This window comes from Nocardioides sp. NPDC023903 (assembly GCF_040639295.1).
Lineage (GTDB): Bacteria > Actinomycetota > Actinomycetes > Propionibacteriales > Nocardioidaceae > Nocardioides.
The window spans coordinates 14,085-34,013 of the sequence record NZ_JBEZZS010000018.1 but is presented as its reverse complement, the minus strand read 5'-3'; the positions used below and the strand labels follow the sequence as shown (position 1 = coordinate 34,013).

General features: G+C 69.6%; 19 protein-coding genes. 11 read left to right on the top strand and 8 right to left on the bottom strand.

Annotation, left to right across the window (positions count from 1 at the left end; translation table 11 throughout):
• Window positions 1-5 precede the first annotated feature (5 nt).
• From ilvD to AB0F44_RS18555, 4 genes are all read left to right on the top strand, one after another.
• On the top strand, window positions 6-1,853 hold the full coding sequence (gene ilvD / locus AB0F44_RS18570) for a dihydroxy-acid dehydratase (RefSeq protein WP_357357871.1): 1,848 nt from the start codon (window positions 6-8) through the stop codon (window positions 1,851-1,853).
• A 6-nt stretch (window positions 1,854-1,859) separates the two neighbouring features.
• The gene (locus AB0F44_RS18565; protein ID WP_357357869.1) at window positions 1,860-2,423 is read left to right on the top strand and encodes a pyridoxamine 5'-phosphate oxidase family protein; all 564 of its coding nucleotides are present in this window, start codon (window positions 1,860-1,862) and stop codon (window positions 2,421-2,423) included.
• Window positions 2,424-2,514: 91 nt separating this feature from the next.
• The gene (locus AB0F44_RS18560) at window positions 2,515-3,735 is read left to right on the top strand and encodes an MFS transporter (protein WP_357357867.1); all 1,221 of its coding nucleotides are present in this window, start codon (window positions 2,515-2,517) and stop codon (window positions 3,733-3,735) included.
• Between the two features lie 48 nt (window positions 3,736-3,783).
• Window positions 3,784-4,476, top strand: a complete 693-nt coding sequence (locus tag AB0F44_RS18555) for a GNAT family protein (RefSeq protein ID WP_357357865.1) — start codon at window positions 3,784-3,786, stop codon at window positions 4,474-4,476.
• A gap of 5 nt (window positions 4,477-4,481) precedes the next feature.
• Here AB0F44_RS18555 and AB0F44_RS18550 read toward each other — a convergent pair whose 3' ends face one another.
• Genes AB0F44_RS18550 through AB0F44_RS18535 form a run of 4 tightly spaced genes read right to left on the bottom strand, consistent with a single transcriptional unit; the run spans window position 4,482 to window position 8,479 of the window.
• A complete protein-coding gene (locus tag AB0F44_RS18550) occupies window positions 4,482-5,324 on the bottom strand; it encodes an ABC transporter ATP-binding protein (protein ID WP_357357864.1) in 843 nt (280 codons plus the stop codon).
• Window positions 5,321-6,394, bottom strand: coding sequence for an iron chelate uptake ABC transporter family permease subunit (locus AB0F44_RS18545; RefSeq protein WP_357357862.1), 1,074 nt, complete (start codon window positions 6,392-6,394; stop codon window positions 5,321-5,323). The genes AB0F44_RS18550 and AB0F44_RS18545 overlap by 4 nt, the downstream gene beginning before the upstream one ends.
• Entirely contained in the window at window positions 6,391-7,449 is a 1,059-nt protein-coding gene (locus AB0F44_RS18540; RefSeq protein WP_357357860.1) for an iron ABC transporter permease, read from the bottom strand. Before AB0F44_RS18540 ends, AB0F44_RS18545 begins: the two co-directional genes overlap by 4 nt.
• A 1-nt stretch (window position 7,450) precedes the next feature.
• Entirely contained in the window at window positions 7,451-8,479 is a 1,029-nt protein-coding gene (locus AB0F44_RS18535; RefSeq protein WP_357357858.1) for an iron-siderophore ABC transporter substrate-binding protein, read from the bottom strand.
• 158 nt (window positions 8,480-8,637) lie between these two features.
• Here AB0F44_RS18535 and AB0F44_RS18530 point away from each other — a divergent pair, with 158 nt between their 5' ends.
• Together AB0F44_RS18530 and AB0F44_RS18525 are read left to right on the top strand one after the other, a co-directional pair.
• Window positions 8,638-8,955, top strand: a complete 318-nt coding sequence (locus tag AB0F44_RS18530; RefSeq protein ID WP_355021036.1) for an SHOCT domain-containing protein — start codon at window positions 8,638-8,640, stop codon at window positions 8,953-8,955.
• A gap of 46 nt (window positions 8,956-9,001) precedes the next feature.
• Window positions 9,002-9,412 carry a VOC family protein gene (locus AB0F44_RS18525; RefSeq protein ID WP_357357856.1) on the top strand — a complete coding sequence of 137 codons (411 nt, stop codon included), beginning with the start codon at window positions 9,002-9,004 and terminating at the stop codon, window positions 9,410-9,412.
• Between the two features lie 12 nt (window positions 9,413-9,424).
• Here the strand turns inward: AB0F44_RS18525 and AB0F44_RS18520 are convergent, their stop codons facing one another.
• Complete coding sequence (locus AB0F44_RS18520) at window positions 9,425-10,762, bottom strand: AarF/ABC1/UbiB kinase family protein (protein ID WP_357357854.1); 1,338 nt, start codon at window positions 10,760-10,762, stop codon at window positions 9,425-9,427.
• Window positions 10,763-10,816: 54 nt separating this feature from the next.
• Here AB0F44_RS18520 and AB0F44_RS18515 point away from each other — a divergent pair, with 54 nt between their 5' ends.
• Window positions 10,817-12,937: a prolyl oligopeptidase family serine peptidase gene (locus AB0F44_RS18515; protein ID WP_357357853.1), complete on the top strand. Its 2,121-nt coding sequence runs from the start codon at window positions 10,817-10,819 to the stop codon at window positions 12,935-12,937.
• Window positions 12,938-12,947: 10 nt separating this feature from the next.
• Here the strand turns inward: AB0F44_RS18515 and AB0F44_RS18510 are convergent, their stop codons facing one another.
• Window positions 12,948-13,430 (bottom strand): nitroreductase/quinone reductase family protein, encoded by a 483-nt coding sequence (locus AB0F44_RS18510; protein WP_357357851.1) that lies wholly within the window; start codon window positions 13,428-13,430, stop codon window positions 12,948-12,950.
• A 365-nt stretch (window positions 13,431-13,795) separates the two neighbouring features.
• Between AB0F44_RS18510 and AB0F44_RS18505 the strand changes: the two genes are divergently transcribed.
• Genes AB0F44_RS18505 through ilvC form a run of 3 tightly spaced genes read left to right on the top strand, consistent with a single transcriptional unit; the run spans window position 13,796 to window position 17,169 of the window.
• Window positions 13,796-15,547: an acetolactate synthase large subunit gene (locus AB0F44_RS18505; RefSeq protein ID WP_350663853.1), complete on the top strand. Its 1,752-nt coding sequence runs from the start codon at window positions 13,796-13,798 to the stop codon at window positions 15,545-15,547.
• On the top strand, window positions 15,547-16,110 hold the full coding sequence (ilvN, locus tag AB0F44_RS18500; RefSeq protein ID WP_141792540.1) for an acetolactate synthase small subunit: 564 nt from the start codon (window positions 15,547-15,549) through the stop codon (window positions 16,108-16,110). Before AB0F44_RS18505 ends, ilvN begins: the two co-directional genes overlap by 1 nt.
• A 33-nt stretch (window positions 16,111-16,143) precedes the next feature.
• Window positions 16,144-17,169 carry a ketol-acid reductoisomerase gene (gene ilvC, locus AB0F44_RS18495; protein ID WP_350663851.1) on the top strand — a complete coding sequence of 342 codons (1,026 nt, stop codon included), beginning with the start codon at window positions 16,144-16,146 and terminating at the stop codon, window positions 17,167-17,169.
• 109 nt (window positions 17,170-17,278) lie between these two features.
• Here the strand turns inward: ilvC and AB0F44_RS18490 are convergent, their stop codons facing one another.
• Both AB0F44_RS18490 and AB0F44_RS18485 read right to left on the bottom strand, forming a co-directional pair.
• On the bottom strand, window positions 17,279-18,112 hold the full coding sequence (locus AB0F44_RS18490) for an ABC transporter permease (RefSeq protein ID WP_357357848.1): 834 nt from the start codon (window positions 18,110-18,112) through the stop codon (window positions 17,279-17,281).
• Complete coding sequence (locus AB0F44_RS18485; protein ID WP_357357846.1) at window positions 18,109-19,044, bottom strand: ATP-binding cassette domain-containing protein; 936 nt, start codon at window positions 19,042-19,044, stop codon at window positions 18,109-18,111. Before AB0F44_RS18485 ends, AB0F44_RS18490 begins: the two co-directional genes overlap by 4 nt.
• A 148-nt stretch (window positions 19,045-19,192) precedes the next feature.
• Between AB0F44_RS18485 and AB0F44_RS18480 the strand changes: the two genes are divergently transcribed.
• The gene (locus AB0F44_RS18480; RefSeq protein ID WP_357357844.1) at window positions 19,193-19,888 is read left to right on the top strand and encodes a DsbA family oxidoreductase; all 696 of its coding nucleotides are present in this window, start codon (window positions 19,193-19,195) and stop codon (window positions 19,886-19,888) included.
• Window positions 19,889-19,929: the final 41 nt, after the last annotated feature.

Here is a 19,929-nt window from a genome sequence, read left to right as displayed (position 1 = left end):
CTGGCATGCCCACTCTTCGCTCCGCAACCTCGACCTCGGGCCGCAACATGGCGGGTGCCCGCGCGCTGTGGCGCGCGACCGGCATGACCGATGACGACTTCGGCAAGCCGATCATCGCGATCGCCAACTCGTTCACCGAGTTCGTACCCGGCCATGTCCACCTCCGTGACCTCGGCAAGATCGTCGCCGAGAAGATCCAGGAGGCCGGGGGAGTGGCCAAGGAGTTCAACACGATCGCCGTCGACGACGGCATCGCGATGGGCCACGCCGGGATGCTGTACTCGCTGCCGAGCCGTGAGCTGATCGCGGATGCGGTCGAATACATGGTCGAGGCGCACCGCGCCGACGCGATCGTGTGCATCTCCAACTGCGACAAGATCACCCCCGGCATGCTGCTGGCCAGCCTGCGCCTCAACATCCCGGTCGTCTTCGTCTCCGGCGGCCCGATGGAGGCCGGCAAGACGGTCGCCGTCGAGGGCCTGGTCCACGACAAGCTCGACCTGGTCGACGCGATGGTGCTCTCGGTCAACGAGGCGGTCAGCGACGAGCTGCTCGACACCGTCGAGCGCTCCGCGTGTCCGACCTGCGGCTCCTGTAGCGGCATGTTCACCGCCAACTCGATGAACTGCCTCACCGAGGCCATCGGCCTCAGCCTGCCCGGCAACGGGTCGACCCTGGCCACCCACGCCAAGCGCCGCGCGCTCTTCGAGGAGGCCGGACGTACGGTCGTCGAGCTGTGCCGCCGCTACTACGAGGAGGGCGACGAGTCCGTTCTGCCGCGGAACATCGCCAACCGCAGCGCCTTCGAGAACGCGGTCGCCCTCGACGTCGCCATGGGCGGCTCGACCAACACCGTGCTCCACCTGCTCGCGGCCGCGCGTGAGGCCGAGCTCGACTTCAACGTCCACGACATCGACGCGATCTCGCGCCGGGTGCCGTGCCTGAGCAAGGTCGCCCCCAACAGCCCGAAGTACCACATGGAGGACGTCCACCGCGCCGGCGGCATCCCCGCCCTGCTCGGCGAGCTGCGCCGTGGTGGCGCGCTCAACGAGGACGTCCACACCATCCACTCCGACACCATGGAGGAGTGGCTGGGCACCTGGGACATCCGCGCCGAGAACCCCAGCCAGGAGGCGCTCGACCTCTTCCTCGCCGCCCCGGGCGGGGTGCGTACGACCGAGGCGTTCTCCACCGAGAACCTCTGGGCGAGCCTGGACACCGACGCCGCCGAGGGCTGCATCCGCGACTTCGAGCACGCCTACTCTGAAGACGGCGGGCTGGCGATCCTGTCGGGCAACATCGCCCCCGACGGCTGCGTCGTGAAGACCGCGGGCGTTCCCGACGACTGCCTGACCTTCACCGGCACCGCGATCGTCTTCGAGTCCCAGGACGACGCTGTCGACGGCATCCTCGCCAAGAAGGTCGAGGCCGGCCACGTCGTGGTGATCCGCTACGAGGGCCCGAAGGGTGGGCCGGGCATGCAGGAGATGCTCTACCCGACCTCGTTCCTCAAGGGCCGTGGCCTGGGCCAGAAGTGCGCGCTGATCACCGACGGTCGCTTCTCCGGCGGCACGAGCGGCCTCTCGATCGGCCATGTCTCCCCGGAGGCTGCCGGCGGCGGCCTGATCGCCCTGATCGAGGACGGCGACCAGATCTCCATCGACATCCCGAACCGCTCGATCTCGCTCGACGTCGACGACATCGTCCTCGGCCAGCGTCGCGCGGCTCAGGAGAAGCGGGACAAGCCCTACACCCCGGCCGACCGGGACCGGAAGGTCTCCGCGGCGCTGCGGGCGTACGCCTCGATGGCCACCTCCGCCTCCGACGGCGCCTACCGCCTCGTGCCCGAGTAGACGGGCGTGGGAAAGGTTCATGCCCGCGTCGAGGGGCGGCTGCGGGAGTTCGTCGACCGTCAGGTCGTCTTCTTCGTAGCCACCGCAGCGCTCTCCGAGGAGGGCCACGTCAACCTGTCGCCGCGGGGGATCCCGGGCACCTTCGGGATGCTCGACGAGCTCACCTTCGCGTGGGTCGACGGCACCGGGAGCGGCAGCGAGACGATCGCGCATCTGCGTGAGAACGGCCGGATCACGGTGATGTTCTGCGCCTTCGACGGGGCGCCGAACATCGTCCGCTTCCACGGGCGTGGCCGGGTCGTGACCCGCTACGACGAGGAGTACGCCGACCTGGCCGGCCGCTTCACGGAACTGCCCGGTGCCCGCGCGGTCGTCGTCGTGGACATCGAGCGGGTCTCCGACTCCTGTGGCTTCGCCGTCCCGCTGATGTCGTACGTCGGCGAGCGCGACCTGCTCCCGGCGTACTTCGAGCGCAAGGGGGTCGAGGGGTCGGCCGAGTACCGGCGCCGGAAGAACCTCGCGAGTCTCGACGGGCTCCCGGCGTTCGACTTCGACCCGGCATCCGAGTAGCCGTCTTCGCGACTGTCGAAACGGACCGTGGCCGTTCGTGGCATGGGTGAGGGGCCGACACGGCGGCCCACCTGATGCGGGAGTGGTTGCGATGTCGGATCGATGGAAGCGGAATCTGCTGATCTTCCTAGGCGGCCAGACGGTGTCGTCGTTGGGGTCGATGATCGTCGGGTACGCGGTGATGTGGCACCTCACCGTCGAGACCGGGTCGGCCGCGGTGCTGACGCTGAGCGTCGCGGCCGGGATGCTGCCGCAGGCGGTCGTGTCGGTCTTCGGCGGCGTATGGGCCGACCGGCACTCGCGCAAGCTGTTGATCATCGGGGCCGATTCGGCGATCGCGGTGGCGACCTTGGTGCTCGCGCTGCTGATGCTGAGCGGCGTCGGCGACCTGTGGATGATCTTCGTCGCGATGGCGGTCCGCTCTGCGCTGGCCGGGATCCAGGGGCCGGCAGTCAATGCGATGCTCCCGCAGATCGTCCCGGCCGAGCACCTGATGCGGGTCAACGGCGCCCAGCAGACGATCCAGTCGGGGATGATGCTGTTCGCGCCCGCGGTGGCCGCCGCGGTCTACGCGAGCACCGGCATCGTCGCGGTCTTCTTCATCGACGTGGTGACGGCTGTGACCGGCGTACTCCTGCTGCTTCTTGTTCCGGTGGCGCGGATGGTCCGCTCGACTGAGCCCGTGAGCTACTTCGGTGACCTCCTCGCCGGGGTGCGGTACGTCAAGGGGAACCCCTCCGTGCGCTGGGTGATGGGGCTCGTGGCGGTCGTCATGTTCATGGCCGGCGCCCCGGCGCACCTCACCCCGCTGATGATCACGCGCAGCTTCGGCGACGAGGTCTGGATGCTGAGCGTCAACGAGCTGTTCTGGAGCGTCGGGATGGTCGTCGGCGGCGCGCTGATGGCCACCTTCGGGCCCAGGGTGAAGCGCCGGGTGCGGCTGATGGTGGCCGCCTCGGTCGGTGTCGGGGTGCTCGTCATCGGGCTGGGTGTCTCGGACGACTTCTGGGTGTTCTCGGTGGCCGGCCTGGTGATCTGCATCCTCTTCCAGACGCTGCTGGTGCCCGCCGCGACGGTCCTGCAGGAGCAGGTCGAGGACTCGATGCGGGGCCGGGTGTTCGGGTTCTACGGGATCGTCATGTCGGTGTCGATGCCGGTCTCGATGATTGTCTTCGGGCCGCTCGCGGACAGGTTCGCGGTGGAGTCGGTGATGGTCCTCGCCGGGATGCTGCTCCTGGGCTGCCTGGTCGGGATGCTCGCCCTCGGCAGCGCCCGGCGCTCGCTCGCCACCGTGGACGCGGCAACCTCCTGATCGCAGCCTCCTGAGCAACGGTCACGGCGGTCGGAGACAATGACCGCCGTGACCGATTTCTCCTATCCCGTGGGCAGCGTCGTCGAGGACTGGAAGCCGCGGCCCTGGCCCGAGCCGGTGACCCTCGAGGGAAGCTACGTCCGGGTCGCGCCGCTCTCATCGACGCAGTACTCGGACCTCTACGCCGCGGTCTGCGGCCCCGACGACGCCGACCTGTGGACCTACCGGCCGATCGCGATGCCGACCTCGCTGCAGGACCTGTGGATGCACTTGGCAGGGCTCGTCGACGCGCCCGACGTCGTGCCGTTCGCGTTCGTCCCGAAGGAGGGGGAGCGGGAGGGCAGGGCGAGCGGGGTCGCGGGCTACCACGCGATCAACCCGGCGAACGGGAGCATCGAGGTCGGCGGCGTGCTCTTCGGGTCCGCGCTGGCCCGCACCAGGGCGGCGACCGAGGTGATCCATCTGCTCATGCGGCACGCGTTCGACACGCTGGGCTATCGACGCTTCGAGTGGAAGCTCGACTCGCTCAACGAACCGTCCCGGCGGGCCGCGGAGCGGCTCGGGTTCAGCTACGAGGGCCGGTTCCGCAACCACATGGTGGTGAAGGGCCGCAACCGGGACACCGACTGGTTCTCGGTGACCGCCGAGGAGTGGCCAAAGGTTCGGGAGCGCCACGAGCGCTGGCTCGACCCCGTGAACTTCGACGAGCAGGGGCACCAGCGCAGCCGGCTCGGGTCGTAGGCGGCCTACTGCGCATCCAGCGCCACGACGTGGTGGCGCCCGATCGGCAGCATGAGCGGCTTGTCCGAGACCGGGTCCTGGATGATCGTGCTGCGCATCCCGAAGACGTCCCGCACGAGCTCGGGCACCAGGACCTCATGAGGCCGGCCCGCGGAGTGCAGGCGGCCGTCGTGCAGCGCGATCAGATGGTCGGCGTAGCGTGCCGCGAGGTTGAGATCGTGCAGCACCATCACGATCGTGGTGCCGGCATCGCGGTTGAGGTCGGTCAGCAGGTCGAGCACCTCGACCTGGTGGCTGATGTCGAGGAAGGTGGTGGGCTCGTCGAGCAGCAGCACCTCGGTCTCCTGCGCGAGCGCCATCGCGATCCAGACCCGTTGCCGCTGCCCACCGGACAGCTCGTCGACGGTGCGACCCATCAGGTCGACGGTGTCGGTGGCGCGGAGCGCGGCGGTCACGGCACGGTCGTCGGCCTCCGACCAGCGAGCCATGACTCGCCGGTGCGGGTGCCGGCCGCGGCCCACCAGCTCGCCGACGGTGATCCCCTCCGGTGCGATCGGCGACTGCGGCAGCAGGCCCATCCGACGGGCGAGCTGCTTGGCCGGCGTTGCGTGAACCTCCTTGCCGTCCAGGAGCACGCGGCCGGTCCGAGGCGGCAGCAGCCGCGTCATCGAGCGAAGCAGCGTCGACTTGCCGCACGCGTTCGGACCGACGATGGCGGTCACCTCGCCCGGGGCGATGACGAGATCCAGATCGTGCACGACCTCCCGGTCGCCGTAGCCGAGAGTCAGCTTCTCGATCTCCAGGCGCGGCGGGCCGTCGGGCTGGTCAGCGGGCTGGTTGGTGGTCACAGAGTGCCTCCGACTCGGTTGACACGGACGATGAGGTAGAGGAGATAAGGGGCGCCGAGGATGCCGGTGACGACGCCGACCGGCAGCCGGGTCCCGAAGGCGTACTGGCCCGCGAAGTCGGCGACGAGGGTGAGCAGCGCGCCGACCAGGGCCGCCGGAACCAGGAGAGAGGCCCGGGAGCCGACCACCCGCGCGGCGATGGGCCCGGACAGGAGAGCGAGGAACGCGATCGGTCCGGACGCAGCCGTCGCTACGCACACGAGTCCGACCGCGGCGACGATCGTGAGCAGCCGCGTGCGTTCGATGCGTACGCCGAGCGCCGAGGCCGCGTCGTCGCCGAGCTGTGCGGCAGCGAGGGCTCGGGTCTGGAGTAGCACGGCGCTGCCCAGCACGGCGACCGCCGTGAGGACCACGAGGACGTCGCGCCACAGTGCTCCGTTGAGGCTGCCGGTGAGCCAGCGCAGCGCCTCGGCGAGCTGGAAGTTGGTGGCGCGCTCGAGCTGCCAGGCGATGACGCTCTGCATCATCGCGGCCACGCCGATGCCGATGAGGATCAAGCGTGTGCCGGCAGCGGTGCCGCGCCGATAGGCCAGCAGGTAGATGGTGAGCGCGACGCCCACTCCCGCCACGACCGCTACCCACGAGACGACGAGGCCGCCGAGCGAGAAGCTCACGATGGCGACGGCCGCAGCCGCGCTCGCGCCCTCGGTGACGCCGATGACGTCGGGGCTCGCGAGCGGATTGCGAAGCAGGGTCTGGAAGGTGACGCCTGCCAAGCCGAAGGCGATCCCCACCAGCAGCGCGAGGGTGGCTCGGGGCAACCGCAGCCGCCCGACGATGAACTCGGCACCGCCGGCGTCGTCGCCGAACACGACCCCGGCCACCTCGGCGATTCCGTAGGTGGTCGACCCCAGCATCAGGCTGCCGAGGTAGGCGGCAGCCACGAGCGAGGCCAGGAGGGCGATCAGCTGGCGACGCCTGCGCTCACGGCTCCGGCGCGCCGCGACGACCTTGCGCAGGTCCGCGTCGGCAGCGGGCTCCGACCCGATGACGTACGGAAAGAGGCTCACAGCTCACGCACCTTGGACTGGCGCACGACCGCGATGAGGACCGGCGCACCGACGAGCGCGGTGATGATCCCGACGTCCACCTCGGTCGGCGGGGCGACGACGCGTCCGAGGACGTCAGCGACCAGCAGCAGCACCGCGCCGCCCATCACGCTGAAGGGCAGCAACCAGCGGTGGTCGGTCCCGATCAGGAGCCGGCCGAGGTGCGGTACGACCAGCCCGACGAACGCGATCGGGCCGGTGATCGCGGTGGTGGCCCCGGCGAGCGTGACGGCCCCGGCGGCCGCCAGCAGCCTGGTCCGGTTCACGTGCTCGCCCAGGCCGGAGGCGAGGTCGTCGCCGAGGCCGAGCATGTTGAGGCCGCGTACGCACCACAGGCACAGCAGGGCGCCGACGAGGAGGAACGGCGCGACCAGCCACAGCTTGTCGTCGGTGGCGCCGCCGACGCCGCCGACCTGCCACGACACCACGTTCTCCGAGATGTCGGGTCGCGGCAGGACGACGGCGGTGACGAACGACGACAGCGCGGCCGCGGTGGCGGCGCCGGCGAGGGTGAGCTTGAGCGGCGTGGCGCCGCCTCGGCCCAGTGATCCGACCGTCCACACGAACGCTGATGCGAGGGCTGCGCCGAGGATGGCGACCCAGATGTAGCTGATCGGGGAGACCAGGCCGAACCAGGCGATGCCGCTGACGACGGCCAGCGAGGCGCCGGTGTTGACCCCCAGGATGCCGGGGTCTGCCAGGGGGTTGCGGGTGATGCCCTGCAGCACCAGACCCGACACCGCCAGCGCGGCCCCCGCGACGGCGGCCAGCACCGTACGTGGCACCCGCTTGGCGACCGCGGCCTGCGCGAATCCCTCGGCCTGGCCGGAGATCCCGGCCCAGATGTCGGCCCAGGACACCTCGCGCGAGCCCATGATGATGGAGGTGGCCGAGGCCGCCAGCACGGCGGCGGCGAGCACGAGCAGCGCCAGGCTCCGCGTCCGCCGGGTGCCCCGCAGCTGGGCGGCGGGGTCGGCGGGCGCGGAGCCCTGACGGTTGGTCAGAGACGTCGTCATCTCACTTGGTGGTGTACGCAGCTGCGTCGGCCAGCAGGCCGACATAGTCCTCCGCAAGAGCCGACACCGACAGCGCGGTCGGGTTGGCCGCGGTGCCCATGGCCTCGGCGCCGTCGAGGGTGACGATCGCCTTGTTCTTCACGGCCGGCAGCTGGGAGAGCACGGGGTCACCCTCGAGCGCGTCGATGAGCTCCTGGCCGCCATAGGTGATGATGACGTCGACGTCAGCGAGCTCCTCGGCCCGCTCGGCGCTGATCGAGCCGGAGTAGTCGGCGCTGTCGCCCGTGGCCTTGACGATGCTCGGTGCGATCTCCATGCCGATGTCGGTGAGGTACTTCGACCGGGTGTCCGCGGCGCTGTAGAAGTTGACCTCGCTCAGGTCGGCCGGGTCGACGTGGGTCATGAACATGCCGGTCGTGCCCTCGAGCTCGGGGCGCGTTGCCGCGGCGTCAGCGATGGTCTTCTCGAGGTCCTCGACCAGGTCCTTGCCCTCGGACTCCATGCCGAGGCCCTTGGCGTTCTGGACGATGGAGTCGCGCCACTCGGTCGCCCACGGGTCGTCCGGGTAGGCGACCACCGGGGCGATCTCACTGAGGGTCTTGTAGTCGTCCTTGGTCAGGCCCGAGTAGCCGGCGAGGATGACGTCGGGATCTGTGCCCGCGACGGCCTCGAAGTCGTAGCCGTCGGTCTCGTCGAACAGCACGGGCGTCTCCGCGCCGAGCTCCTTGAGCTTGTCCTCGGTCCACTGCTGGACGCCGTCGCCGTCGTCGTCGCCCCAGGTCATCTTCGACATGCCCACGGGCACGATGCCGAGCGCGAGCGGGACCTCCTGGTTGGCGAAGTCGACGGTGGCCACCCGCTCGGGCTTCTCCTCGATGACGGTCTCGCCGAAGGCGTGCTGCACGGTGACGGGCTTCCAGCCCTCGCCCGCGCTCTTCGAGGAGTCTTCGGCGTCAGATCCACACGCCGCCAGGCCTGCCGCGACCGCGATCAGTGCGACGGGCACTGCCGCCTTCCGTGCGATGAACATCTCGTCCCGCTTTCTGTAATTAGGTAAGGCGTACCTTACTAGACCTCTTTACTCTACGCGGGATTGCGTACCTGTTCTCCGCTCCTGAGCCGATGTGCCGGTGGCTGGAGCGCAGCAGTCTGGGGGCATCGAGAAGCCCAACAGATTGGACACGAGCAATGAGCATCAACGAGACGGTGGCCACCCTCGCCGTGACCGGCGACAACTGGGGCCCGTGGCGCGAGAACGGACCATGGCACGACGGGGGAGGGCCGCCCGCGTTCTGGCCGATCTTCCCGATCCTGTGGTTCCTGGTGATCGCGGCGATCATCACCGCGGTCGTCCTCTTCAACCGCAAGCGGGTGGCTGAAGGGCCGCGGCGCGCGGGCGAGGCGAGGCTGGCCGAGAGGTACGCAGCGGGCGAGATCGACGAGAACGAGTACCGGGCTCGCCGTGACGTCCTGCGAGAGAAGCCGGGCCGGCCCAAGGAAGCCTGACATTGGAGGCCTGACGCCCCCGCTGGTCCGTGGCAGTGTTGCTGCCATGGACCAGCGCATCAGCTTCATCACCCTGGCCGTCGCCGATGTGGCGGCGAGCCGGTCGTTCTATGTCGACGGCCTCGGCTGGACCCCCGAGATGGAAGCCGACGGCGTGCTCATGATCAGCGTCGGCGAGCACGTCATCCTCTCGCTGTGGGACCGGGGAGAGTTCGAGGAGGAGGTCGGCAAGATCGCCGTCGCCGACGGCGTAGCGCCGTTCACCCTCGCCCACAACGTCGCCACCCGCGAGGAGGTCGACGGTGTTCTGGAGCTCGCCCGGTCGCTCGGGCGGGAGGCCTCGGCCGCCGAGGAGCGGGTCTGGGGCGGCTACACCGGCTACTTCGCCGATCCCGACGGCGTGCGCTGGGAGATCGCCTACAACCCCGGCCCGGTGGGGCAGACGGTGCTGCCCTGACGCGGAGGATCCTCAGCCCGCGAACCCGGGCAGATGCTCCTCGAGGATCGACCGGAACGGCGCCTCCGCGTTGAGCTGTGCCAGCACGCCGAGGCCACCGAGCCAGACCCGGTGGATGAGCAGGTAGGACGGCGGCAGGTTGAGCTTGAGGCCGACCGTGTAGGCGGGATCCTTGGGATCGTTGATCCGCTTGAACTCCTCGCGCATCCACTCCCGGGTGAACCGGAAGCGCTCCTCCAGCGCCGGCGTCACGAACGGCGCCAGGTAGTCGAGCACGTGCTGCGGCTCGACCTTGATGCCCTCGCGGATGAAGCCCACGTCGCGCAGGCCTGCGACCAGTGCGTCCGCGTCGCCGGTCGCGGCGATCCGGATCAGCCGCCCCATCGGCTCGGGGAAGCCCCGCTCCGGGAGCCGTGCGGCGAGCCCGAAGTCGAGCACGGCCATGCGACCGTCGGGAAGGACCCGGAAGTTGCCGGGGTGCGGGTCGGCGTGCAGCATCCCGGTCAGCCCGGGCGCGGAGAACCAGAACCGGGCGAGCAGCTCGCCGTAGTGGTCGCGCTCCTCGGGAGTGCCCTCGGCGATCACCTTCGCGATCGAGCCCTCCGACTCCACCCACTCGGTGACGAGCACCGAGGGTCCTACGGCGACGACATCGGGAACGTCGATGAGCGGATGGGACGCGTACGCCTCGGCGAAGACGTGCTGGGCCTCGGCCTCCTTCGGGTAGTCGAGCTCCTCGACGACCCGCTCCTGCAGCTCGGCGACCAGTGCCTTGACGTCCATCCCGGGTACGACCGCGTTGCCGATCGCCGCGACCCGGCCGATCTGGCGCAGGTCGGCGCGTAGCGCCTCGTCGGCGCCCGGGTACTGCACCTTCACCGCGACCTCGCGACCGTCGGCCCACCGGCCCCGGTGGACCTGCCCGATCGAGGCCGAGGCGGCCGGTTTCTCGGACAGCTCGACCAGCTGCTCGGACCAGTCAGTGCCGAGGTCGCGGGCCAGCAGCCCGCGTACGATCCCGGTCGGCATCGGGGGAGCGGAGTCCTGGAGCCGGGTGAGCTGGGCGCGGTAGTGGGCCGCCTGCGACTCCGGCAGCGCCGCCTCCATCACCGAGAGCATCTGCCCGAACTTCATCGCGCCACCCTTGAGCTCGCCCAGGGTGCGGAACAGCTGGTCAGCCGTACGCTGGTGGACATCGGCCAGCACCGCCTCGGCGGGCTTGCCCCCGATCCGCTTCCCGAGCCCGAGCGCCTTGCGCCCGGCGTATCCCATCGGCAGCGCGGCCAGCTTCGCCGTCCGTGTCGCCGCTCGCCGCGGCAACCCCTTCGACGACCCCTCCGCGTCACTCATGAGGCCAGTGTGCCTGTCGGCTGCAACTTGCGCACCGCGAAGTAGCCTTCCCGCATGACCTCTGAGCTGACGATCGTGACCCCGCTCGACCCCGCCGGGGAGGACCCGTTCGGCTGGTTGGAGGAGGTCGAAGGGGTCGAGGCGCTGGCATGGGTCCGGGCCCGCAACGAGGAGGCTCACGCGAGCGTCGGCGCCGATCCCGTCTTCGCCAAGATCGAGGCGCAGATCCTCGAGGTCCTCGACTCCGACGACCGGGTGCCCGAGGTCTCGCGCCTCGGTGAGCATCTCTACAACTTCTGGCGCGACGCCGACCACGAGCGCGGCATCTGGCGACGCACCACACCGGATTCCTACCGCACCGACGATCCCGAGTGGGAGATCCTGCTCGACCTCGACGCGCTCGCCGAGGAGGAGGGCGAGAGCTGGGTCTGGCACGGCGCCTCGATGCTCCGGCCCGAGCCCGGCGAGCCGTGGCGCAAGGTGCTCGTCGACCTCTCCCCGGGCGGCTCGGACGCCGACGTGACCAGGGAGTTCGACCTGGTCGAGAAGGCGTTCGTAGCACCTGAGGACGGTGGCTTCACCCGCGCCGTCGAGCAGGGCGGCGCCAAGGGCGCACTCTCCTGGTGCGGCCCTGACGCGGTCTACGTCTTCACCGACTTCGGTCCGGGATCGCTCACGCCGAGCGGCTACCCGCGCATCGTGAAGCTGTGGCGTCGCGGCACCGCGTTCAAGGACGCGGCGGTGGTCTACGAGGGCACCGACGAGGACATGTACATCTCTGCCCGCCACATCCACACCCCCGGCTTCGAGCGCGACCTGGTCAGCCGATCGATCGCGTTCTACAAGTCCGAGACGTACGTCGCCACCGACCCCGGCACCCCCGAGCAGACCCTCACCAAGCTCGACATCCCCGACTCCGCCGAGGCCGGCTTCCACCGCGAGTGGCTGGTCATCGAGCTCCGCGAGGAGTGGACCGTCGCCGGAACGACGTACGCCGCCGGGTCGCTGCTCGCGACCGACGCGGAGCGGTTCCTGGCCGGGGAGCGCGACCTCACCGTGCTCTTCGAGCCCACCGCGAAGACCTCCCTCGCCGGGGCGACCTGGACCCGCAACCACCTCGTCCTCAACGTGTTCGAAGACGTCAAGAACCAGCTTCATGTACTAACCCCGTCGCCCTCCGGCGAGTGGACGCGCTCCGACTTCCCCGCGACGGACCCGGTGGCCGCGGTCGGCACCCGCGCCGTCGACGCGGTCGAGTCCGACGAGGTCTGGGTCGTCACCAGCGGCTACCTGACCCCGGCGACGTACGGGCTGACCGAGATCGGGGCGGAGACGATCGAGCCGCTCAAGTCGGCGCCGGCCTGGTTCGACACCGACGGGCTTCGCGCCGAGCAGCGCTTCGCCACCTCGGCGGACGGCACCCGGATCCCCTACTTCATCGTCGGTTCCGAGGCCGCCCTTGCCGGCAACGGTCGGCCGGCGCCGACGCTGCTCTACGGCTACGGCGGCTTCGAGATCCCGATGACGCCCGGCTACTCCGCCGGCGTCGGCCGGTCCTGGCTCAGCGAGGGCGGTGTCTACGTCGTCGCCAACATCCGCGGGGGAGGGGAGTACGGCCCGGCCTGGCACCAGGCGGCGCTGAAGGAGAACCGGCACAAGGCGTACGAGGACTTCGCCGCGGTCGCCCGCCACCTCGTCGAGACCGGCGTGACCGATGCGAGCCACCTCGGGATCCAGGGCGGCTCCAACGGCGGGCTGCTGACCGGCAACATGCTCACCCTCTACCCCGAGCTCTTCGGCGCGGTCGTGATCCAGGTGCCGCTGCTGGACATGAAGCGCTACTCGCATCTTCTCGCCGGCGCGAGCTGGATGGCCGAGTACGGCGACCCGGACGTGCCGGAGGAGTGGGAGTTCATCAAGACGTTCTCGCCCTACCACCTGCTCGACGGCGCCAAGACCTACCCGCCCGTCCTGCTCACCACCTCCACCAAGGATGACCGCGTCCACCCCGGCCACGCCCGCAAGATGGCCGCGCTCCTGGCCGCGACCGGCAAGGACGTCACCTACTACGAGAACATCGAGGGTGGCCACGGCGGCGCCGCCAACAACGCCCAGTCGGCCCACCTCTCCGCCTTCGCCTGGACCTTCCTGCGCGAGCGGCTGGGGATGGCCTGAGCTGGGTCCGCTACGCGGGCTCGCTGGGCTCCAAGACCACGACCGGCGTCGGGTGGGAGCGCCGAGCGGCATAGTCGTTGAGGTCGCCCCAGCCGTCGTCCACGGCTGTGAGCAGCACCCAGAGCCGGTCGCGCTCGGCGCCGACGGCCTCGCGCGCACGCACCGGGCCGACGCCGCCCTCGACCGTCTCCACGCGCGCCTCGGGGTGAGCCTGCAGGTTGAGCCACCACGCCGGCGCGGGCTCGGCCCAGCCGTTCATGGCGAGCGTCGCGTAGCCGGACCCGTCGGGGACGTAGGACACGATGACCGAACGCTCCTGTCCGGTGCGGCGTCCGACAGTGGTCAGCCGGAGCATGCCGGCCCGGCCCTCGCGTGGGCGGCGCAGGAAGCGGGCTCCGCCCGCGGCGTACAGCCGGCGGTGGAACCACCACGCGGCGCGGATGAACCAGCGCGGCGGGAGCCACCCGGATCTGTGCTTCTCGTCGGTCGACATCGTTGCCTCCACAGGGCAGTCAGACCCGAGATCCACTTGTCCGGCCACCGTATCCACCGCCGCGGGCCGGTCGCCTCGGTGAGAACCCTGAGATCCGCCCCAGCCGAACGACTGACAGATACTGGGACGGTGATCTCAAATCATGGGACGCACGATAGGGTTGGGTGACACGGCGCGACACATGGGGTTAACGTGTGGGCATGCTGAACAGCATTCTCGTACTTATCAGGCGCGTCGCCTAGGAGCCACTGGCCCCAGACGACGCGTCTCCCTCCGTTGCCCGCCGGGCCGGAGGGTTTTTTGTTGCACAAGCGACAGACCACGAGATCCATGAGTAGACAGCTCTGATGAGTAGGACGGCGGACATGAGCGAGCAGATGACAGGCGCGCAGAGCCTGATCAAGTCGCTGGAAGCAGCGGGGGCCGAGAACATCTTCGGCATTCCGGGAGGAGCGATCCTTCCGGCGTACGACCCGCTGATGGACTCGAAGATCCGCCACATCCTCGTACGTCATGAGCAGGGCGCCGGCCACGCGGCCCAGGGCTACGCCGCCGCGACCGGCAAGGTCGGGGTCTGCATGGCCACCAGCGGCCCGGGGGCGACCAACCTGGTCACGCCTCTTGCCGACGCCAACATGGACTCCGTGCCGATGGTGGCCATCACCGGCCAGGTCGGCGCGGCGATGATCGGCACCGACGCCTTCCAGGAGGCCGACATCCGCGGCATCACGATGCCGGTCACCAAGCACAGCTTCCTCATCACCGACCCCGCGGAGATCCCGCTGCGGGTCGCTGAGGCCTTCCACCTCGCCTCCTCCGGGAGGCCGGGTCCGGTCCTCGTCGACGTCACCAAGTCGGCGTTGCAGGCCACCACCACCTACCGGTGGCCGACCGAGCTCCACCTGCCGGGCTACCGCCCGGTGACCAGGCCGCACGCCAAGCAGATCCGCGAAGCGGCGCGCCTGATGCTGGAGGCCAAGAAGCCGGTCCTGTACGTCGGTGGCGGCACCATCCGCTCCGGCGCCCACCGTGAGCTCCTGCAGCTGGCCACGCTCACCGGGATCCCGGTGGTGACCACCCTGATGGCGCGCGGCGCCTTCCCCGACTCCCACCCGCAGCACCTCGGCATGCCGGGCATGCACGGCACCGTCCCCGCCGTCGCCGGCCTGCAGAAGTCGGACCTGATCATCAGCCTCGGTGCCCGCTTCGACGACCGCGTCACCGGAAACCTGGACTCCTTCGCCCCCAACGCCAAGGTGATCCACGCCGACATCGACCCGGCCGAGATCGGCAAGAACCGCTACGCCGACGTCCCGATCGTGGGCGACGTGCGTGAGGTCCTCACCGACCTGATCGCGGTGCTCACCGCCGAGAAGGAGGCCGGCAAGGAGGGCGACTACGAGGGCTGGGTCGCGTTCATGGCCGGGATCAAGAAGGCGTACCCGCTCGGCTACGACCTCCCTGCGGACGGCCTCTCGCCGCAGTACGTCATCGAGCGGCTCGGCAAGATCTCCGGCGAGGAGACGATCTTCACCGCCGGCGTCGGCCAGCACCAGATGTGGGCCGCGCAGTTCATCGGCTACGAGCACCCCAACACCTGGATCAACTCCGGTGGCCTCGGCACGATGGGCTACTCCGTCCCGGCCGCGATGGGTGCGAAGGTCGGCTGCCCGGACTCCACGGTGTGGTCGATCGACGGCGACGGCTGCTTCCAGATGACCAACCAGGAGCTGGCCACCTGCGCGATCGAGGGCATCCCGATCAAGGTCGCGATCATCAACAACGACAACCTCGGCATGGTGCGCCAGTGGCAGACGCTCTTCTACGGCGAGCGCTACTCCAACACCAACCTGCAGTCCCACGGCCAGCCCAAGCGCATCCCCGACTTCCCCAAGCTGGCCGAGGCGATGGGCTGCGTCGGCCTGGCCTGCGACTCCGCCGACGACGTCGACGCCACCATCGAGAAGGCCATGGAGATCAACGACATGCCCGTCGTCGTCGACTTCCGGGTCAACAAGGACGCCATGGTGTGGCCGATGGTCGCCGCCGGCTCCTCCAACGACGAGATCCAGTACGCGCGCGACCTCGCGCCCGAGTTCGACGAGGACGACCTGTGATGAGCATCCAGCCCGTGAAGACCGGCGGCAAGCACACGCTGAGCGTCCTGGTCGAGAACAAGCCCGGTGTCCTGGCCCGCGTGGCAGCGCTCTTCTCGCGCCGCGGCTTCAACATCGAGTCGCTCGCGGTGGGCCCGACCGAGCACGACGAGCTCTCCCGCATGACGGTCGTGGTCAATCTCGAGAACACCCCCCTCGAGCAGGTCACCAAGCAGCTCAACAAGCTGGTCGAGGTGATCAAGATCGTCGAGCTCGAGCCTGAGACGCGCGTCCAGCGCGCCCTCATGCTGGTCAAGATCACCGCCACCACGGAGACCCGCAGCCAGGTGCTCGACACCATCCAGCTCTTCCGGGCCAAGGTCGTCGACGTGTCCACCGACACCGTCATCGTCCAGCTGGCCGGCAACACCGGCAAGCTCAACGACTTCCTCCGGGTCATCGAGCCCTTCGGCATTCGTGAGCTCTCCCAGTCCGGCATGGTCGGCATGGGCCGCGGCTCCCGGTCGATCTCCGAGCGCAGCCTGCGATCCGTGGCTGTGCCCGCTCCGCCTTCCGCGGTCTGAACCCCATCAAACACAACTAAAGGAGAAGCCCTCGTGGCTGAGATTTTCTACGACGACGACGCCGACCTCGCGCTGATCCAGGCGAAGAAGGTTGCCGTCATCGGCTACGGCAGCCAGGGCCACGCCCACGCGCTCAACCTGCGTGACTCCGGTGTGGACGTGCGCATCGGCCTGCAGCCCGGTTCGAAGTCGACCCCCAAGGCCGAGGAGGAGGGCCTCAAGGTCCTCAGCCCGGCCGACGCTGCCGCCGAGGCCGACGTGATCGTCATCCTCGCCCCGGACCAGCACCAGCGTGGTCTCTACAACGACGAGCTCGCGCCCCACGTGACCGCCGGCAAGACCCTCGTCTTCGGCCACGGCTTCAACGTGCGCTTCGGCTACATCAAGGCGCCCGAGGGCGTCGACGTGATCCTGGTCGCCCCGAAGGCCCCGGGCCACACCGTCCGTCGCGAGTACGTCGCCGGCCGCGGCATCCCGGACATCATCGCCGTGGAGCAGGACGCCTCCGGCTCCGCGTGGGACCTCGCGAAGTCGTACGCCAAGGGCATCGGTGGCACCCGCGCCGGTGTCATCAAGACGACCTTCACCGAGGAGACCGAGACCGACCTCTTCGGCGAGCAGGCCGTGCTCTGCGGCGGCGTGTCCCACCTGGTCCAGGCCGGGTTCGAGACGCTGACCGAGGCCGGCTACCAGCCGGAGATCGCCTACTTCGAGGTGCTCCACGAGCTCAAGCTCATCGTGGACCTGATGTGGGAGGGCGGCATCGCCAAGCAGCGCTGGTCGATCTCCGACACCGCTGAGTACGGCGACTACGTCTCCGGCCCGCGCGTCATCGGCCCGCAGGTCAAGGAGACCATGCAGCAGGTGCTCGCCGAGATCCAGGACGGCTCCTTCGCCGCCCGCTTCATCGCGGACCAGGACAACGGTGCGGCCGAGTTCCAGAAGCTGCGCGAGGAGGAGGCCGGTCACCCGATCGAGGCCACCGGCAAGGCCCTGCGCGCCCACTTCTCGTGGAGCCAGTCGGACGACGACTACACCGAAGGCTCAGCCGCCCGCTGACCCCTGAGGTGCCGAGTCGGCACAAACTGACCGAAAACCAAGCCGAGTCGGCGCGTTCTAACGCGCCGACTCGGCTGGATTTATGGTCAGTTTGCGCCGACTCGGCGGGTTACTTGACCTCGGACCTGAGCACGAGGCGGAGGCCGACGAGCATCGGGACCACGAGCCAGATCACGCTCGCGACGCCGAGCTGTGCCCACGTCTTGTCGGTCATCTCGGAGTAGAGGTTCATCGTCGCCCAGTTGAGGTCGAACCAGGTGGCGTTCTCGGCCCACCAGGTGTTGGTCGAGGCGAGCGCCGAGGAGACGCCCGGGAGGACGAGGGCGTAGACGAAGTACGCCACGATCGCGCCCGGCGAGCTGCGGAAGAGCGTGCCGAGCATGAAGCCCATGAACATGCCGATCTCGCTGGCCAGGGTCACCTGGGCGAGCTCGGTGAACGAGATGTTCCACACCGGGTCGAGGTCCATGACGGCTGCCACGCCGAGGTAGCCGAGCGCACCGACGGCCGCTGCGACTGCGATGGCGACGACGCCCACCACGGCGGTGACCAGCGCCTTCGCGGCGATGACGCGGCCACGGGCGGGCACCAGGGTGAAGGTGGTCAGGGCGCTGCGGGCGCTCCACTCGCTGGTGACCGCGAGCACCGCGATCATCGGCAGGACCACCGACATCGGCATGCCCCAGGCGCTGGCGAAGCCCTCGTAGTCGAGGTTGTCGGCGTCGACGAAGATGATCGTCACCACGGTCGCGGCCAGCGAGAGCACGACCAGGCTGGCCATCAGCCAGAACCCCGAGCGGGTGTCGAACATCTTGCGCAGCTCGATGCCGGCGATCCGGCCGAAGGGGATCGGGGCGGGCACGGCCCGCTCGCGGCGGCGTACCGTCTCGGGGTTGCGCCCGGCCGGGGTGGCCGGCTCAGGGGCGAGGGTCGTGGTGGTCATGCTGCCTTCCCTTTCGATGAATCCAGCCCTTCGGGGGTCTGGAGGTGGTCGCGCTGGGTCTCGGCGGTGAGCTGGAGGAACATTTCCTCCAGGCCGGCGCCGTCGGCGGCGCGGAGCTCGGTCAGCACGAGCCCGGTGTCGAAGGCGATGTGGCCTACGGTGGTGAGGTCGGCGTCGCTGCGGACGGCGCCCTCGGTGGTGATCTCGGCGGTGTGGCCGGCCCGCTGGAGCGCCCGGCCGAGTGAGGTGGGATCACTGGAACGGGCGTACGTCTCGCCGCTGTTGAGCAGCTCCTGCTTGGTGCCCTGCGCCACGATCCGGCCGTTGCCGATGACCAGGATGTCGTCGGCGATCACCTCGATCTCGTGCAGCAGATGCGAGGAGAGCAGCACGGTGCCGCCTTCGTCGGCGAAGCCACGCAGCAGGTCCCGCATCCAGCGGATGCCGGCCGGGTCGAGGCCGTTGGCCGGCTCGTCGAGGATCAGCACCTCGGGGTCGCCGATCAGGGCCGTCGCGATGCCGAGCCGCTGCCGCATCCCGAGGGAGTAGTTGCGTACGCGACGCCCGGCCTCCTCCTCGGTCAGGCTGACCCTGTCGAGGGTCTCGGCGACGCTGGACTTCGGCAGCCCCATCGTGCGGGCCGCCAGGGTGAGGATCTCGCGCCCGGTCCGCCCGCCGTGCTGGGCGGAGGCGTCCAGCAGCACGCCGACCTCGCGACCGGGGTTGGGCAGCTGGGAGAAGTGGCGGCCCAGCAGATGGGCACTGCCGGAGGACGGATCGGTGAGTCCGACCAGGATGCGCATGGTCGTGGACTTACCGGCGCCGTTGGGGCCGAGGAAGCCGGTCACCCGGCCGGGCTCGGCGGTGAAGGTCACGTTGTCGACGGCCGTGAACCTGCCGTACCTCTTGGAGAGGGCATCGATCTGGATCATGCTCCGAGCCTGGTGCCAGGCGACCCCCGGGCGCGTCGGGCAGATCCCTGGCGGGTGCCTGGACCTTCCCCTGATCTCCCCTGAGACCGTCTCAGGGAAGATCGGTCCGCTGCGGAATGTTTCGTACCGGACGAAACGTTCTCTGGGCATGCGTATTGATGTCTGGTCCGATGTCGTCTGTCCCTGGTGCTACATCGGCAAGCGCCACCTCGAGGAGGCCCTGGAGCGGTTCGAGCACAGCGACGACGTCGAGATCGTCTACCACTCCTTCGAGCTCGACCCGAGCGCACCGCAGGTTCCGGTCGAGACCACGGTCGAAGCCCTGGCGAAGAAGTTCGGCGCCTCCGTCGACCAGGCCCGCGAGATGATGAAGCAGGCCAACGTGCCCGCCGCCGCGGCCGGTCTCGAGTTCCGTCACGAGGACACCCCGCACGCGCGCACCATCGACGCCCACCGGCTGCTCCACCTGGCAAAGGCCGAGGGCAAGCAGGCGGTGCTCAAGGAGGAGCTGCTCGCTGCGTACGTCACCCGCGGTGAGTCGATGGGCGACCACGCCGTCCTGAAGCAGGCCGCGGTGAGCGTCGGTCTCGACGCCGCCCGCGTGGACGAGGTGCTCGCGGGCGACGAGTTCGCCGGCGACGTGCAGGTCGACATCGATCAGGCCCGCGCCTACGGCGCGACCGGGGTGCCGTTCTACGTCGTCGAGGGGAAGTACGGCGTCTCCGGAGCCCAGCCGACCGACCTGTTCAGCCAACTCCTGGAGAAGGTGCACGCCGAGACCAAGCCGGCGCTCACGCTTGTCGGCGAGGGCGACGCCTGCGGTCCCGACGGCTGCGCGATCTGATCCGTCGGCCCGAGACGTACGCCACAGCAAAGTTCTGGTCC